Source organism: Paraburkholderia sp. PGU19, from assembly GCF_013426915.1.
Taxonomy (GTDB): domain Bacteria; phylum Pseudomonadota; class Gammaproteobacteria; order Burkholderiales; family Burkholderiaceae; genus Paraburkholderia.
The window spans coordinates 503,527-519,816 of sequence record NZ_AP023179.1; the positions used below are offsets into that span (position 1 = coordinate 503,527).

General features: G+C 60.9%; 14 protein-coding genes and 2 pseudogenes. 9 read left to right on the forward strand and 7 right to left on the reverse strand.

Translation table 11 applies throughout. The features are described 5' to 3' along the window. Positions 1-178: 178 nt before the first annotated feature. The 3 genes from H1204_RS02220 to H1204_RS02230 form a co-directional block, all read right to left on the reverse strand. Positions 179-799 (reverse strand): hemolysin III family protein, encoded by a 621-nt coding sequence (locus tag H1204_RS02220; protein WP_180729637.1) that lies wholly within the window; start codon positions 797-799, stop codon positions 179-181. Between the two features lie 175 nt (positions 800-974). After that, positions 975-2,273: a cytochrome c gene (locus H1204_RS02225; protein WP_180729638.1), complete on the reverse strand. Its 1,299-nt coding sequence runs from the start codon at positions 2,271-2,273 to the stop codon at positions 975-977. A gap of 20 nt (positions 2,274-2,293) precedes the next feature. Next, positions 2,294-3,025, reverse strand: coding sequence for a c-type cytochrome (locus tag H1204_RS02230; RefSeq protein WP_180730842.1), 732 nt, complete (start codon positions 3,023-3,025; stop codon positions 2,294-2,296). Between the two features lie 441 nt (positions 3,026-3,466). On the opposite strand from H1204_RS02230, the gene copC reads away from it, so the two are divergent. Together copC and H1204_RS02240 are read left to right on the forward strand one after the other, a co-directional pair. After that, a complete protein-coding gene (copC, locus tag H1204_RS02235) occupies positions 3,467-3,844 on the forward strand; it encodes a copper homeostasis periplasmic binding protein CopC (protein ID WP_180729639.1) in 378 nt (125 codons plus the stop codon). Beyond that, the gene (locus tag H1204_RS02240) at positions 3,841-4,770 is read left to right on the forward strand and encodes a CopD family protein (RefSeq protein WP_180729640.1); all 930 of its coding nucleotides are present in this window, start codon (positions 3,841-3,843) and stop codon (positions 4,768-4,770) included. Before copC ends, H1204_RS02240 begins: the two co-directional genes overlap by 4 nt. Positions 4,771-4,812: 42 nt before the next feature. On the opposite strand, the pseudogene H1204_RS02245 reads toward H1204_RS02240, so the two are convergent. Further along, positions 4,813-5,115, reverse strand: a pseudogene (locus H1204_RS02245) (hypothetical protein). A 292-nt stretch (positions 5,116-5,407) separates the two neighbouring features. Continuing rightward, on the reverse strand, positions 5,408-6,556 hold the full coding sequence (gene dgoD / locus H1204_RS02250) for a galactonate dehydratase (protein ID WP_042311053.1): 1,149 nt from the start codon (positions 6,554-6,556) through the stop codon (positions 5,408-5,410). A 266-nt stretch (positions 6,557-6,822) separates the two neighbouring features. Here dgoD and H1204_RS02255 point away from each other — a divergent pair, with 266 nt between their 5' ends. Next, complete coding sequence (locus H1204_RS02255; RefSeq protein ID WP_243468595.1) at positions 6,823-7,515, forward strand: FadR/GntR family transcriptional regulator; 693 nt, start codon at positions 6,823-6,825, stop codon at positions 7,513-7,515. Positions 7,516-7,537: 22 nt separating this feature from the next. On the opposite strand, the pseudogene H1204_RS02260 reads toward H1204_RS02255, so the two are convergent. After that, positions 7,538-9,075: pseudogene (locus H1204_RS02260) on the reverse strand (DHA2 family efflux MFS transporter permease subunit). Positions 9,076-9,232: 157 nt separating this feature from the next. On the opposite strand from H1204_RS02260, the gene H1204_RS02265 reads away from it, so the two are divergent. The 6 genes from H1204_RS02265 (at position 9,233) to H1204_RS02290 (ending at position 15,239) form a co-directional block, all read left to right on the forward strand. Then, a complete protein-coding gene (locus H1204_RS02265) occupies positions 9,233-9,676 on the forward strand; it encodes a MarR family transcriptional regulator (RefSeq protein ID WP_180730844.1) in 444 nt (147 codons plus the stop codon). A 508-nt stretch (positions 9,677-10,184) separates the two neighbouring features. Then, on the forward strand, positions 10,185-11,447 hold the full coding sequence (locus H1204_RS02270) for a hypothetical protein (RefSeq protein WP_180729641.1): 1,263 nt from the start codon (positions 10,185-10,187) through the stop codon (positions 11,445-11,447). A 607-nt stretch (positions 11,448-12,054) separates the two neighbouring features. Continuing rightward, entirely contained in the window at positions 12,055-13,197 is a 1,143-nt protein-coding gene (locus H1204_RS02275; protein WP_180729642.1) for a hypothetical protein, read from the forward strand. Then, entirely contained in the window at positions 13,190-13,501 is a 312-nt protein-coding gene (locus H1204_RS02280; protein WP_180729643.1) for a hypothetical protein, read from the forward strand. Before H1204_RS02275 ends, H1204_RS02280 begins: the two co-directional genes overlap by 8 nt. A 311-nt stretch (positions 13,502-13,812) precedes the next feature. Next, on the forward strand, positions 13,813-14,529 hold the full coding sequence (locus tag H1204_RS02285; protein ID WP_180729644.1) for a hypothetical protein: 717 nt from the start codon (positions 13,813-13,815) through the stop codon (positions 14,527-14,529). Next, entirely contained in the window at positions 14,526-15,239 is a 714-nt protein-coding gene (locus H1204_RS02290) for a hypothetical protein (protein WP_180729645.1), read from the forward strand. Before H1204_RS02285 ends, H1204_RS02290 begins: the two co-directional genes overlap by 4 nt. Before the next feature lie 102 nt (positions 15,240-15,341). Here the strand turns inward: H1204_RS02290 and H1204_RS02295 are convergent, their stop codons facing one another. Beyond that, positions 15,342-16,247: a nucleotide-binding protein gene (locus H1204_RS02295; protein ID WP_180729646.1), complete on the reverse strand. Its 906-nt coding sequence runs from the start codon at positions 16,245-16,247 to the stop codon at positions 15,342-15,344. Positions 16,248-16,290 lie beyond the last annotated feature (43 nt).

Consider the following 16,290-nt stretch of genomic DNA (forward strand, 5'->3'; position numbering starts at 1 on the left):
ATTGTGCAAACGGTGTCGAACGCGGCCCGAAGGCGCGTTCGCGGGCGACTCGCATGATCGCTCGCCCGACACTCACCGTTCACGGAGAAATCGGCGGCACGCGTGATGCGTGCCGAATTGCTCGACGAGCTATGCAGACACGTCGACTGGCATTAAGTTGCATCCTTCGTCATGCGCCTCATGCGACATAACGCGCGACGCTGACGAACTGACACAGACTGCCGGCGAGTACGAACAGGTGCCAGATGCCATGTCCGTGCCGGATGCGCTCGTCGTTGATGAAGAAGTAGATGCCTGCGCTATAGATGATTCCGCCAGCCAGCAGCCAGGCCGTACCCGCGGCCGGCAATGCAGTGACCAGTGGACGGACGGCAACGAGCGCGAGCCATCCCATCAGCACATACAGCACCATCGATACGCTGCGGGTGCGTCGCCCGAGCGTCAGTTCCTGCACGATTCCGAGCGCGGCCAGCCCCCAGCTTACTCCGAATAGCGACCATCCCCATGGCCCACGCAACGTGACCAACGTGAATGGCGTATAGCTGCCCGCGATCAGCAGATAAATCGCAGAGTGATCGCACTTCTGCAAGATTGCCTTCAGACGCGGACCACGCACGCTGTGATACATCGTCGAGATGCCGTACAGCACGCAGAGCATCGCGCCATAGACGCTGAAGCTCACGACCTTGTACGCATCGCCGTCGAGCGCGCCCATCGTCACGAGCGTCGCCAGCCCCGCCACCGACAGCACGGCGCCGACGAGGTGAGTGATGCTGTTTAGACGCTCCCCGATTTGCACGGCACTTCCTCCTGCATGATGCCCATCTCATCCGACAATCAACACGGGACCAACGTTATACGCCCGATAGGCCAGATGTCTTCGACGTCGATCAACTTCGAAACCACGCTCCTGAAAAAAGCGAAGGGCGCGGCCGCGATTATCGCAGGCCGCGCCCTGAACCCTCGGACGACGCTTAGTCGAGCGGCGCCGAACGCAGATCGGACACTTGTTGCGGCGACACAGCCGTGCCGTGGTTGCCCCACGACTGGCGGATGTACGTCACAACGGCTGCCACTTCCTGATTCGACAGCGCCTGCGCAAACGGTGGCATGCCATACGGCTTCGGATTGCCACCCGTGCTCGGCGGATAACCGCCGTTCAGCACCATGCGGATCGGGTTCACGGCCGACGGCATCTGAATGGACGGGTTGTTCGCGAGCGGCGGGAACGACGGCGGCATACCGAGGCCGTTCTCCGCGTGGCACTTCGCACAGTTGTCAGCGTAGATCTTCTGGCCTTGCTTCAACAGTTCGCTGCCGAACTGTTGCGACGTCTCCAGTTGCAGATGCTCGGGCGCTTCCTCCTTCTGCGGAATCGTCTTCAGGTACGTCGACATGGCGTGGATGTCTTCATCCGACATGTACTGCAGGCTGTTGTGAACCACTTCAGCCATCGGACCGAACACCGCGCCGCGTTGCGACACGCCCGTTTTCAGCAGATCGGAAATGTCCTTGATGTCCCAGTCACCGAGGCCGGCTTCCTTGTTCGACGTCAGCGAAGGCGCATACCAGTTCTGCAGCGGGATCAGGCCGCCCGCGAACGCAGCGGAGTTCACCGGGCCGCCCATTGCGTTGATCGACGTGTGGCACATGCCGCAGTGGCCGAGGCCTTCGATCAGATACGCGCCGCGGTTCCATTCCACCGACTTGGTCGGGTCCGCCTTGTACTCGCCTTCACGGAAGAACAACGTGCGCCAGCCGATCAGCAGGTTGCGGTTGTTGAACGGGAACTTCAGTTCGTGCGGACGGCTCGGTACCGCGACGGGCGGGACCGAACGCAGGTACGCGTAGATCGCGTCCGCGTCGGCGCGCGAGACCTTCGTGTAGCTCGTGAACGGGAAGGCCGGATAGAGCAGGCTGCCGTCCTTCGAGCGGCCCGTGTGCATCGCGCGATAGAAGTCGTCCTGCGACCACTTGCCGATGCCGTACTGGTCGTCAGGCGTGATGTTCGGCGTGAACAGCGTGCCGAACGGCGTGGCCATCGGCAGGCCGCCGGCGAACTCCTTGCCGCCGCGCACCGTGTGACAAGCGATACAGTCGCCAGCGCGGGCGAGGTACTCGCCCTTCTTGATCATTGCAGCCTGGTCTGCCGGCGTGGCTGCGACGGCGGTGCCGTTATGCAGATAGTCGCTGCCCGACCACAGGACGGGGACCAGCGCGGCAGCCGCTACCACGACGACAGCCGAAAGCGCGAACAAAGACTTGCGTTTCATTGTTTGTCTCTCCCGGTGCCTTATTGCGGTTCGCTGCCGCAGGCAAGCGGAGTCTTCAACGATTTGGCGGGTGCCGGCACGGGGTTCTGCGGCGCCTGCTGCGTGGACAGCCACGCGGCGACTGCGTTCACGTCGGCGTCCGTCAGACGCGTGGCGATCGTGTGCATGCAGTCAGGCTCGATTGCGTGACGCGAACCCGAACGCCATGCGCCCAGCTGCGCGCTGATGTAGTCCATGTGAAGGCCGACCAGACCCGGGATAGCCGGTTCCATGCCCGTCAGCAACTTGCCGTGGCACGCCGCGCAAGCGGGAATCTGCCGCGACGCGTCGCCGTTCAGCACGATTTCCTTGCCGCGCGCGAGCACGGAATCCGCGACCGTCGGTTTCGACGGCGTCGGATACGGCGGTCGCTGCTGCGAGAAGTACGTTGCAATGTCGTGAAGGTAGTCGTCGGAAAGATACGTGACGAGGTAGTTCATCGGCGGGTACTTGCGCCGGCCTTCACGGAAGTTCTTCAACTGGTTGTACAGGTACTCGGCCGGCTTGCCGGCGAGACGCGGAAAATAGTCGTTATCCGTGCCCTGACCTTTCGAACCGTGACACGCCGTGCAGCCTTGCACGCGTGCTTCCATCGTGTCCGGAGCTTTAGCCTGGGTTTGCGCTTGTACAGCGCCAGATACGCCTGCACACCCGATCAGCAACAGGGCGAGCAGCGGTCGAAAAATGCGTCTTGAAGACACGCGTAACTCCATCATTATCGGGGGCCTGGCCGAACTTCGAACGGATCGGTGTGTGCAGCGCGATGAATGCGGCGGACGGTGCGCAGCGACCTCGCATTCTATCATCGATGGGTAATGATGACTATTTGCCACATGCGACGAACTTCATGCCTGACGCGCCCGAGCGACACGCCCGATGCGACAAGTTGACGCGATTCGCCGCCATCTTTCGCCTTCCTGGCGCGCCTCCGCTTGAGTGCCGACCTGGCGGTAGCGCTTCCAACTAATTTAAGATTGCGCATTTTGCATCGACGGCTGTTGTCGCTTTGTTGCCTCCCGCTGTTCCTGTTTTGAGCGAATTCGTGTAGGCGCTTTGCTTCGGGCAAGGCCCAGTCGTCGTTGAACTGACAGGGCAGCAAAACATCGAAGCGTACTATCCGGACCGTCCTCACGTTTTCCATCTACAGCCAGCCTATGACTTTCTCCTTGCTTTCCCGCTTGCCGCTTCGCTGGCTCGCGGCGTGCGGCGTGTTGCTCGCCGTCGCGTCGAACGCCTTTGCACACGCGACGCCCACGTCGCGCGATCCCGCGCCGGACGCTGAAGTCGCCGCGCCTTCGGCCGTGGCGATCCACTTCAGCGAGCCGCTCGAACCGGCGTTCAGCAAACTCGCACTCGTCGATGCCGACGGCAAACCGGCTGCATCGGCAGCCTCGCAGGTCGATCCGCAGGACACGAAGACCATGCATCTCGCGCTGCAGCCGCTCGCGCCGGGGCGCTACACGGTGCAATGGACGGCTGTCGCCGAAGACGGACATCGGACGAAGGGCAGTTACGCCTTCAGCGTCAAATGAGAGTCGACGGATTGTGGATCGGGCAGGTCGCGATGGCCGCGCTCATGAACGTCGCGTTTGCGTTTGCCGTCGGTTCGGCATTGCTCAGCGCGTGGCTCGTCAACGATGCGCAGGCGAAGATCGCGCCCGCGCGCCCGGCATGGTTGCGGGCGCAGCGGTCGATGCAGGCGTCCGCGATCGTGCTCGTGCTGGCCGATCTCGGCTGGCTGCTCTATCAGGCGGCCGAGATGGCGGGGGTGCGCTTGCCGGAAGCGTTCGGCGTCGTGCCGACGATGCTGTCGCAAACGCACGTCGGTTTCGGCTGGAGTGTCGCGTTTGCGGGCGCGCTGGTGCTGCTGCTCGTGTCGTTTGCACGGCAGACCAATGTGTTGCGCAATGCGCTGCTGTGGCTCGCCGTCATCGCGATTGCGGGCGGTAAGGCGACCTTGGGGCACGCGGCGGATGCGGGTGTGGCGTCGGCGGCCATCGGCATGCACACGCTGCACGTGCTCACGACGTCCGTGTGGGGCGGCCTCGTGCTCGCGGCCGGATTCTCGGTGCTGCCTGCGCTCGGCACGTCGATCGCACGCGGCGTGCTGATCCGCACGGCGACGCAGTTGTCGAATGTGTCACTCGTTGCCGTCGTGTTCGTGCTGCTCTCAGGCGTGTTCAACGCGGCGCGCGGCTCGGGCAATTCGTTTCTCGCCATCGAAACGAGTACCTGGGGCCACGTGCTGACGCTCAAGCTCGCGCTGGTTGCGCTGGCGCTGGTGCTAGGCGGGTTGAACCGCTTTTCGGCGTTGCCGCGCTTGCGTCGCACGGCGTCGACGATGGACGCACATACGTTCGCCAACCTGCTGTACCTCGAAGCGCTCGCGATGCTCGGCATCTTCGCGGCGGCCGCTGTTCTGTCGCATAGCGTGCCGGGGTTCGCGGCGCTCGGCTGAGCGGCTACGACGCGGGTCGCGCCGGTCGCCGGCTGCAAGCGGTCATTCGTAACCGAGCTTGTGGCCGACGACGGGCGCGAAGAACAGACCGATCGCGCAGCCTGCCACCTTGCCTTCGAGTTCTGCTGCCGCCACGTGCGAACTCGTCATGTGCGTGAGCAGATCCAGCAACTGCGGCAGTCAATAGATAAATGCTGCAGCGATGAAACACTGCTCGACCGTCGAGATGCGCCAGCCGCGCTGAAACACGAGCACCGCGCCGATTACGCGCAGCACGCCGAATGCCACCAGCGCGCCGATGGCGGCCTGTTCGCGGATCAGATAGTCGGGAAGGAATTCGCCCATGACAGCCCCCTGTTCGAATGGTTGTTTGCGTACCATTCAGCAAGGAGTGGGCCAGGCGTTTTGAAGCACCGGCGCATCGGGGTGAAACGCTTGTCCAGAAAGGGTGTTCGCGTTGAGCGCGAACGCCGCGCGGAGCGCCGAAAGGCGTCGCGCGTCAACTGTGTAACGTTACTGATACGCCGCACGCGCGGCATGCTGCCGTAACGTCTTCGAGCAGACTACGGGTTGTCAGATGACAAACGCCGCCCGAAGGCGGCGTTTGTGTTTCATTCGCGATATCGCGTCGGGTTGCTTACCACTCGGCGACGCTGCCGTCCTCGTGACGCCACACCGGGTTGCGCCAGCGATGGCCGACCTTCGCCATTTCGCGCACCTTCTCCTCGTTCACTTCGATACCGAGACCCGGGCCTTGCGGGATCGACACGAAGCCGTCTTCGTACTTGAAGACTTCCGGGTTCTTGATGTAGTCGAGCAGGTCGTTGCCCTGGTTGTAGTGAATGCCGAGGCTCTGTTCCTGGATGAACGCGTTGTAGCTGACGGCGTCGATCTGCAGGCACGTGGCGAGCGCGATCGGACCGAGCGGGCAGTGCAACGCCAGCGCGACGTCGTAGGCTTCCGCCATCGACGCGATCTTGCGGCACTCCGTAATGCCGCCCGCGTGCGACGCGTCCGGCTGGATGATGTCGACGTAACCGCCCGCGAGAATGTGCTTGAAGTCCCAGCGCGAGTACAGACGCTCGCCGAGCGCGATCGGCGTGCTCGTCTGGTTGACGATGTCGCGCAGTGCCTCGACGTTCTCCGACAGCACAGGCTCTTCGATGAACATCAGCTTGAACGGATCGAGTTCCTTCGCGAGCACCTTCGCCATCGGCTTGTGGACGCGGCCGTGGAAGTCCACGCCGATGCCGACGTTCGGGCCGACCGCTTCACGCACAGCCGCGACGTTGTTGATGACGCCTTGCACCTTGTCGAAAGTGTCGATTATCTGCAACTCTTCGGAGCCGTTCATCTTCACGGCCTTGAAGCCGCGCTCGACGACGGCGCGCGCATTGTTCGCGACGTCACTCGGACGGTCGCCGCCGATCCACGAATACACCTTGATGCGGTCACGCACCTGGCCGCCGAGCAGCGTGTGCACGGGCACGCCGTGGAATTTGCCCTTGATGTCCCACAGCGCCTGATCGACACCCGCGATCGCGCTCATCGAGATCGGGCCGCCGCGATAGAAGCCGGCGCGGTACATGACTTGCCAGTGATCTTCGATATTGCGCGGGTCTTTGCCGAGCAGATAGTCGGAGAGTTCATCGACGGCGGCTGCGACGGTATGTGCGCGGCCTTCGACAACCGGCTCGCCCCAGCCGACGATGCCCTCGTCGGTCTCGATCTTCACGAAGCACCAGCGCGGCGGAACGATGAATGTCTCGATTTTGGTGATCTTCATGGCGGGAGCGTCTCCTTTGCTTGCAAAGCCGATTGCAGTTGATGGCCGCGGCGCGCCTGTTCGTCCCGCTAATCGGACGCTGGCGGCGCGGCGGTTGAGGAGCCACATCCTACAACAAAATCGCCTTTAAATACTATTAATAGTATTATTTGGCGAAAGGTTTTGTCCGGTGACGATGGGTTTCGCAGGCGCGATCACCGATAATCGCGGGCGGTCTGCGTCGGCCGGACGCGCGGTGCAGGGCACAAGATCAACCCACAATCAGCATCAGGAGAACCGACATTCAGCGAGATCTGCATGGCCGCGTTGCGTATCTGCTCGGCACAGCCATTCTGCGCGGCGACTACGCGCCCGAGTCGATCCTCCCGCGTGAAGCGGAGTTGATGGAGACGTTCGGCGTCAGCCGCACGGTGCTGCGCGAAGCGTTGCGCACGTTGACATCGAAGGGGCTGATCGAATCGCGGCCGCGCGTGGGAACGCGCGTGCGTCCGAAGCCCGCGTGGAATCTGCTGGATGCGGATGTGCTCGACTGGTATTCGCGCGTGGCACCCGCGATGGATTTCGCGCTCAAGCTGCAGGAAATGCGCGAGATGATCGAGCCGTACGCGGCTGCGCTTGCCGCCGCATCGCATAGTGACGCGACCTTCGGCGCGCTCGACGCCGCACATTCGGCGATGGTCGCGGCGCGCAATGTCGACGAATGGGTGCGCGCCGATCTGCAATTCCATCTGAGCGTGCTTGCCGCGTGCAGCAACGAACTGCTGATCCCGCTCGGCACGCTGATCGAACGCACGCTGGAAGCGCAACTGCGGCTGAACGCGAAGCGCGCCGATGTGTTCAACGCGTCGCTGGCCGAGCATACGGCCGTGTTCGAAGCGATCCGCGATCGCGATGCACCGCGCGCGCGTCACGCGATGGCTTCGTTGCTCGGCGTGACGCGCGGGCGGATCGAAGGCTGACGGAGGGCTGAAAGCGTGCGGCTCAATCCATCGCCGCATGCGCGACCGATTCGTCGGGCGCCTTGCGCGACGGGCGTATCAACAGCACAAGCGGAATCACGGCCAGCGTCGCGACGAACATCAGCTTGAAGTCGTTCAGATACGCGATCATCGCGGCCTGCTGCGTGATCGACACATCGAGCACGGCCATGTCCATCCGCGAACCCGTCGCGAGGATCGGCGCAACCACGGGATTGAACGCCGTCACGTTCGCCGCGAGATCCGAGTGCGAGACCTGCGTGTTGCGCGTGAGCAGCGTCTGCACGATCGAAATGCCGATACTGCTGCCGATATTGCGCATCAGGCTATACGTGGCGGTGCCGTCGGCGCGCAACGCGGGCGTGAGCGTCGAGAACGTCAGCGCGCTCAGCGGCACGAACACCAGACCGAGGCCGAAGCCCTGGATCACGCCGGGCCACACGATATCCGACTCCGACAGCACGATCGTGTATTGCATCATCTGCCACAGCGCAAACGCCGATACGACGAAGCCCGCGAGCAGCATCAGGCGCGCGTCGATATGTTTGAGCAGGCGTCCCGCGAACAGCATCGCGATCATCGTGCCCGCGCCGCTCGGCGCCGTCACGAGACCCGTTGTCGCGACGGGGTAATTCATCAGGTTCTGCAGCATTGGCGGAAGCAGCGCGCGCGTCGCGTACATCACCGCGCCGATGATGAAGATGAAAAACGTGCCCGTCGCGAAGTTGCGGTCTTTCAGCAACTCGTACTTGAAGAACGACGACTTGCCGACGGTCGCCGTATGCGCGATGAAGAACGCGAAACTGATCGACGCGATCAGTGCTTCGATCACGATCTCATGCGAGCCGAACCAGTCGAGCTGTTCGCCGCGGTCGAGCATCGCCTGCAACGCGCCGATCGCCAGGCCGAGCGTTGCGAAGCCGAACGCGTCGAATTTGGCGTCATGTTTCGGTTCGCGCGACGGAAGGAACGTCAATATGCCGAATAGCGCGAACGCGCCGACCGGCACGTTGATGAAGAACACCCAGCGCCAGTTGTAGCTGTCGGTGAGCCAGCCGCCGAGCGTCGGGCCGAGAATCGGGCCGCCATCACGCCCATGCCCCACACGGCCATCGCCTGGCCCTGCTTGTCGCGCGGATTGATGTCGAGCAGGATCGACTGCGACAGCGGCACGAGCGACGCGCCGAAGATGCCCTGCAACAGCCGTGACGCGACGATCTGCGTCAGCGTTTCGGACAACCCGCACAACGCCGATGCGATTGTGAAACCGCCTACTGCGAACATCAGCAGACGCTTGACGCTTAGCCGGTCGGACAGCCAGCCGGTCAGGGGCGTTGCGATCGCGGCGGCCACGATGTACGACGTGAGCACCCAGGTGATTTCATCCTGCGATGCCGACAGCGTGCCCTGCATATGCGGAAGCGCGACGTTGGCGATGGTGCTGTCGAGTGTCTGCATCAGCGTCGCGAGCATGATCGCGATCGTGATCATCGGACGGTTCAGCTCGACGGCGGGTTTTGCTGCCGGCGAATCGGAGGCCATGAGGCGGAGTCTTAAGAATAGTAAGCATGCTTATTGTATAGGTCGAAGATTCTTATGCATACGCTGAGTTTCCCGGAGTCGTTGTACGCTGCGGGTTTTGGGTGTAGTGCGTGCTCTGGGGAAATTGGCACGACGCGCCGCTTCGTATAATCGCACGATGAAAACTCATTTTGACGAGCGCTTCGGCTTTCTCATTTCGGATGTCGGCCGGCTGGTCGGCAAGCGGTTCGATGACCTCGCGCGGCTGTCGATCGATCTGACACGCGCGCAGTGTCGGGCGCTCGCGTATCTGTCCTTTTACGGCGATATCAACCAGGCGCGGCTCGCGGACCTGCTGGAAGTCGCGCCGATTTCGGCTGGCCGGTTGTTAGACCGGATGGAGGAGGGCGGCTGGATCGAGCGGTTGGGCAATCCGCGCGACCGGCGCGAGAAGCAGATCAGGATTACGGAGAAGGCGGAACGGACGCTCGATGAGGCCAAGCGGGTCGGCGATCAGGTCGCGGCCGAAGGGCTGAGCGGACTTAGCGAGGAGGAGACGAAGCAGCTTATTTCGTTGCTGCAGAAGGTGCGGGGGAATTTGACGAGAATCGTCGATAAGTGAGTGGCTGGATCGGTCGCGCGGTCTTTGAATTTTCCGGGCTGATTTTAGAACTGAGCCGGAAATGAAAAAGCCGCTGTTTCGTGAGAAACAGCGGCTTTTTTTGAAGCTGGTGGCGAATCAGGGATTCGCGACGATTGTCGTCAGAGCCTTGCTCCGCCTCGCTTTGCGGCTGCTACACGATTTCAGGATAGCAGGCTGGGGTAGCAGTGCAAGCACGGAGAGCAGCGCACAACGACGCCATGCAAGAGGGGCGATTCACTGGCCATCCGTGCGAGGGTCGCCCGGTGTACTTCAACTCGTCTAAGCAGGACGCTGCTCGCACGATGCTTGCGAACGTGCCGACGCACGTGCTCTAATTATGCGCGGCCCCCGCTTCTGGTCGTGTGCGCCGGTAGCACAACTCTTGGAGAAGAAGCTTCGCGTATTGTCACACTTCACTTGGTTTGTTCCCTTGTGAGGCTTGGAGCCGGCACAAGCCTTTCGTTGCGCTTACGCGCAGGAGCGAGCCATGTCAGCAGCCGTCCAGTTTGCACCCGTCTTCATTCCTTCGAATATCGCCCACGCCAAGCGTAAGGCCAAGCAGCTCCGTCGGGCATTTCCTCGTCTGACACTTTCATCTGCTCAGCAGGTCACATCCGAGGCACTTGGTTTCGACGATTGGCACACGCTCGAGCGCGCAGTGCAGAGCGGTATTCCTGCCAGCCCGCTCGACAGTCAGATTACGGCGTCTGAGTTAGCGGAACGTCATCGAAATCAGACTGTGGTCTTGGCGCGGCGTCTGAATATTTCAGAAGGGGACGCGGCCACTTACCTGCCCACCTGGGGTCTCACCCGTGAGTCGCGCCATGGAGTTGCCGGCAGCGTGAACTGGCCAGAGCCGCCAGCAGACGAGCAAGTCGACGCGCTGGTTCGCACGACGACGAGCCCCGACCCGGCCGCGGTGTCGGCAGTTGCGGGGCGACGGTTTGCCCGCCGTTCCGAATGCCGGCTGGCAATTGTCGACCGTCACTGGGATGTAACAGAAATTCGGCGTCGATTGGATATTCGGCGATTAGAGATTGAACGAGACAGCAGGAAAAAGCGGCGCGGTCTGTCGGCGTTCGGACCACACCCGCTGGAATCGGTCCTTTCTTCGCTAGACGAAATCGATGCTGAGTTAACCAGATGGGATGCATCAGGTGCAGAGTTTCTTGTTGCGTTCTCTGGGGCGGGAGTGCTCGACGATGTACTGGTCACCACAAATCGTGTAAATAGCGTGCTCGACAAGTTGCTTCCCTGGCTGCTCGCGCCGATTGCGGAGCACAACGGAGAACTTTCACCGTGCCTCAGCGTGGATTCGGCACTCGAACCGCTATTGCGCACGCACGTGGAGCGTCTTTTGCGCGGTCTTCCTGAACGGGATGCATTTCGCTCAGGCACACAGGCTGTTGAATGGGCCGTCGACCCTAGGCGCGTTCAGATAGTGTCTCGCAGGTTTTTCGAGTACGACGAAGCCGTAGTCGGGTACCAGCACAACCGCTGGCGCCGACACGCGCGAAAATCCTCCGAAGGTCCTGCTGCCGTGAAGCAAGCGATGCTTGCGATGGACTCAAGGGCGAGGGCCGGAACTCGCGGAGACGGAGCCCTGGTCCTGCAGTATCTGATGCCCGATGACGATTGGTTCGAGCTTGCGCTGCCAAAGGGAAGCTTTAAGGTACTGCCGCCAGGTTTTCATGATTCGGCCCGTGAGTTCGTAAGAGATAACGCGGCGCGGCTTTATGAATTTTCCTGACGAAATTGGGTGACGGTGAACCGACGAGGCATTCACGACTCACCGTTTGGAGCGCGTAATGCTCAAGCTGCTTCAGCGCCGCAGGTTGTAGCGCGAACCATAACCTGCGATTTTGGGAGGCATCCACTGACATTTGATTGATGGGTGCGCTCCGATAGCTCGCATGACGGCACCTACCTGCATCAAAGCTACCTGAACAACGGCCGCAGTGTTGAGGTGATAGTCGATTTCTCAGTCTCGGCAATAATCATGGCGGCATTTCAGCCCGATTTCTGCTGCCTTCTGGTTCGCCGTTCCTGCCCCAGCGCAACGTGCTGAAAGCGATTCTGCCCGCGACAGCATCGCCCAACTCACGCGTAGCGGTTTCGTTGGTCGCCAGTGCATCGTAAGTCGGGGGGTCTTGGCTTGCTGGCCTGACGCTCAAACCCGCAAGCCCACCTCAGCCTTGCCGAATGTCCCCCCTTGTGGCAGCATTCAACACTAGGGAGCAGGAATCGGCACCTGTTCGCGGCGTTGCCGCGTAATCAAATCGCCTCATCAAAACCCGAAGGCTCGTCGCGTACTACCGCGATGCGGCTTCGTTCATTCGTTATTGATGAGGTGTCACATGGCGCAAGCCAAATCTTTGGCCGTTCACGCAAACGGCCGCGAGTTTCAACTCCTGTTCGAAAACTATGGCGACGAATCCGGCTCGCCGGCGCCGTATCATTCAATCGACATTGTGGGCGACCGGCTGCTTCTGTCGGAGAACCGCGCGGTTGCCGACTTCAAGGCCTCGGTGCGGACTGTGTTCAAGTCGCAGACCGGTCCCGCGTCCCTGAAGGAGGTCGAACTGCAGAACCAAGGTTCGCAGCGTGAATTCCACAAGCCGCTCCAGGCGGTTATCCAGCAGCGAAAAGAGTCTCTGCGGCAGCGCTATGAGCATGCCCATGCTTCGAGCGACCGCGCATATCAGGTCGACGAACTGCGCGTGTGCGCACATCAAGGTCACGTGCAGGCAAACCTGGACTTGGGCGTGCTGCTTGATGCCGAGGGCAATCCCGAGTGCGTGGACTTCTTCATCGAAGCCCACAATCTGGGCCATCCCGAAAGCCTGCTGTGCCTGTCGAAAACCCTCTTCAAAGCAGGTGACGCGGGCGCGGCGGTGCGCGTCCTCCTGCTGGGCGCCCGGTGCGGTAGCATTCGGTGCGCGCAGCTCTTGCTGTCCATCCGGGAGCACCGGCTGCACATCTTCGAAGCTCCTGAGTGCCTGGAGGCACTCAACGAGGGCTGCGGCTATGGCGCGATTCAGGCAAAGTACCTGCTTGGCTTTGTGCTCCGCCATGGCGAACACTGCCGCGACGAAGCGCGCGGTCGTGCTGTGATGAGCGAGGCCGGTGCGGTCCGTCATTTCCGCGCCGACAAAGGCAAGGGGGCGCCGCTTGTCAAAGATGGCAACCAGTTCCCCGCCGGTACCCTCGCGCATTTCGAGCAGCTCATCGACTTGGAGCTGCTCGCTATCCGCAGCGATGAGCTCAAGCCGGAGTTCCTTGCTCGCCTGGCCAGCCTGCCTGACGAGGGCGAGAAAACTCGTGCATCGTACGGTGAGCTGTTTCACGACCTGAATCCGGTGCCCGAGCGCATGGCGCGGCGCGTGGCGGACTGGCTGGCGGCCGGCGACGACGAGCCGGTCGACGAAGCCAAGCTCGAACGCATGAAAGCCCTCGCATTGCCGGACGAAGGCGCGATGAAGGAGGGTGACCATGCATGACGCAACTTGCGGTCAGCCGGATGAAAAGGTCTGCATATCCTGCAACGGGACCTCCGATACGGCAGCCAACCCGCTCGTGGTTCTTGTCTCCGAGGGTGGACAGGGCATCGAATTCATCCATGTGCACTGCGCCCATAAGGACAGCCGGTTTGGGTTCTGCTGGTGTTGTCGCGAGAGCGTGGCCTACTGCAGCGAGGACCTCAACGAAGCCGGTGAGTGCGAGAAGCACGACGGCGAGTCGGTGCCCGACTATCCGGTCGAAGACGCTGAGTCGTACATCGAGAACATCCGGAATAACGGGTGATTGAGCGGATGATTGCGTCCGCTAATAACGACTCGCGCATGCAGTAGAAATTGCGTATCGCCACTAGGCCGGCAATGCCGGCCTTTTTCTTGTCGGCGACCACCTGTCGATGGTCTGCTAAGAAGCAGGCGATAAATTGCCGTTCTCATGAAGCCAGCAGAGAATCGGGCATAGAGAGTTTGCGTTCACAGCTTGGTACCCGAGGTTTCCTTATGGCAAACAGTGCCTGTTACACGCTTCGCAGTACCCCCGGACTATCAACCGCACCGCTAAAGGCAACTTGCGGGCCAAACCGGTCTAACGGGATGGTAATGGATAATGTCGCGTCAGTTGCCACGGACCTGTCCATCGAAGAGTTGCGCAGGCGAATTGCACAAGTCGGCGCATCGGATGAGGATGTTTACGCGTATGTTGTGCGCTCCGTTCGCCCAGCCAACGGCGAGTATGTGCAAACAGGCAGTGCACCAAATTTCCAAGGTGGGCTTATCACGCTCTGTACTTGCAAGCACAGTATGCGTGCGACGCTGACCCCAGAGCAATGGCAGCGGGGTGTCTGGGTGGCTGGCCTGACCAGTTGGGACCAAGCATTCGGCAAACAGCAATCGCTCGTCTATTTCATGCGAGTAGGCGAAGCCCACGCCTCGCAGGCGGAATTGGTCCAGGCGTTACGCCAGTCAGGTAGGTCCGAGGTGGTTGATGCCAAAGATTCGACTCGACATCCCCTTGGAGACCTGATGATTCCGGCTTCTGAAGTAGTCGCCGGGGACGACAGATTTTTGCCTGCAGCATATTTGCCGCCCATGGTGGGTCATTCCCATCGAAGTACGGCCGAAGACGCTGGATGGGAAGACGACGTCAACTACGTTGGTGCCGGCGGCGGGCAAAGCGTAATGCTGGCGGGTGACCGGAACTTCAGCTTCGTGTGGACCCAACCGTTAGTGCGTCGGCGCCGTCCAGGTCCAACGCGACCGTATCGAAAATGGACTCTGACTTCTATCCTGGATGACCTGGAGGCGGTGCAGAAATGAATGTCGTTTTGCTGCGTGTCGGCGTGGATTCTGGCTCAGGCGGCATCCAGGGTCCTCTATTCGACGATGGCTCCTTCGAACTCATCCCCATCCCTGATAGTTCCGGCCTTGGGTTGCAAACCTACGGAAACACACTGGGAGTCAAGGGGTTACCCTATTCAGCCTACTTTCCGGCGAGCCGGTGGAATAGGGTCGAAGGCCAGGCTATGCATGTTGACCCGGAGTTCGCGTCCTTCACATACGGCGACCCGACTCCTCCCAAGGCCGGACTTCGTCGACTCCAGAAGGGGGATTTGTTGGTGTTCTATGCCGGCCTATCAGGCTGGGACCATGAGCGCGCACCAGCGCTCTACATCGTCGGTTACTTCGTCGTGGAGTGGGCGGGGTTTGCCACTGACCTGCCTGAAGACGATGTTCGTCGACGTTGCGGTCGCAACTTTCACGTCATGCATGATGAGCTGTTCAAGAAGCAGAAAGACCGTCTGGTGTTGGTACAGGGAGGTCAGGGGAGCCGGCTACTGACGAAAGCTGTCTGCATTAGCGCAATGTCGACGAACAGCGCTGGCCAGCCTATTAAGGTGCTATCTCAAGAGGCTCAGGACATTTTCGGTGACTTTAATGGGAAGATTTCCATCCAGCGCAGCCCGCCTCGATGGGTGCTGTCTGCCCATGCTGAGAAGGCAAAAGCCTACTTGGAAGCGCGGCCATAATTGTGACGCGGCGGTTGACGCTCCACGACTCAGCAGCGAGCCCAAGACGGTAGTGGGCCGCTGCTGATTTGGTGCGACTTCTGAATCGGCGTCGGACTTTATTTACATCTTCTCGCGGTATTTGCGGGGCCGACCTCCGTCCCACGCGCATGAATAGGTCCACGTCGCGAGCTTGTTGCTCGTCGCAAGTGCATTGAGCTGAGCTGCGTGCGTGACGGGGTCGGTATCGGGCTCGTATGCAACCCACGCATTCACGGACTCACCGGGATAGAGGTGACAGACAGATTTGTAGTCGTCCCGCGTTCTGTCGTGTTTTACACCTGTGTGGAACTCCGGCTTGTGAACGCTAGCACCGCGCTTGTCATAGATGTTGGCAAGTTTGCACGGCGCATGCTCACCAAAGTCAAATTCGAGCGACTCGACGACCACCGGCCAGTTCGTATTGTTGGAAACGTTAAAGAACAGCTTCGTTTTGTACGTGATATTCGCACCCGTATCTGATGTATCCTGGAAGAATACCTTCTTGCCAGTTATATCGAGTCGCTGGGCGAACCAATCACTCTTCTGGATGGCCGACTTGATGAGAAACGCCGGGTTAGTCCCTGCTGCAATGCTCTCCTCTTTTGCCCAGTCGTGGTCGTAAGGGATGGGCGTAAAGCCAAGAAGGTCACTAGCGATGTGGAAGGGCTTCTCCGTGCCGCGCGGGGTAACGATAAACACGCGGTTCCGCCCATGCATGCCCATGAACAAACCGGCTTCGAACAGAACGTTGTCGCGCGCTACCGCGTACTCCGTCTCTCTAATGTTGGCAACGTCGTCCGGTGAAAACACGAATACCGCGAAATCCTTTTTTGCGAACTCTTCGAGCAGCGAATCAATTGTCATTCCGCTGGCAGGAAAAGTCGCCGTCCAAGGGACCGGATGCGCGGCGTAGTCCAGACCAGCGGCAATTCCTTGAGCGAAATCAAGGCCCTCAACCGAGGAACCGATAAAGACTTTAGGCTTCAAGACGGATTTTCTCCTTCGCTTATTGTTGCTTTCGATTTCCGGA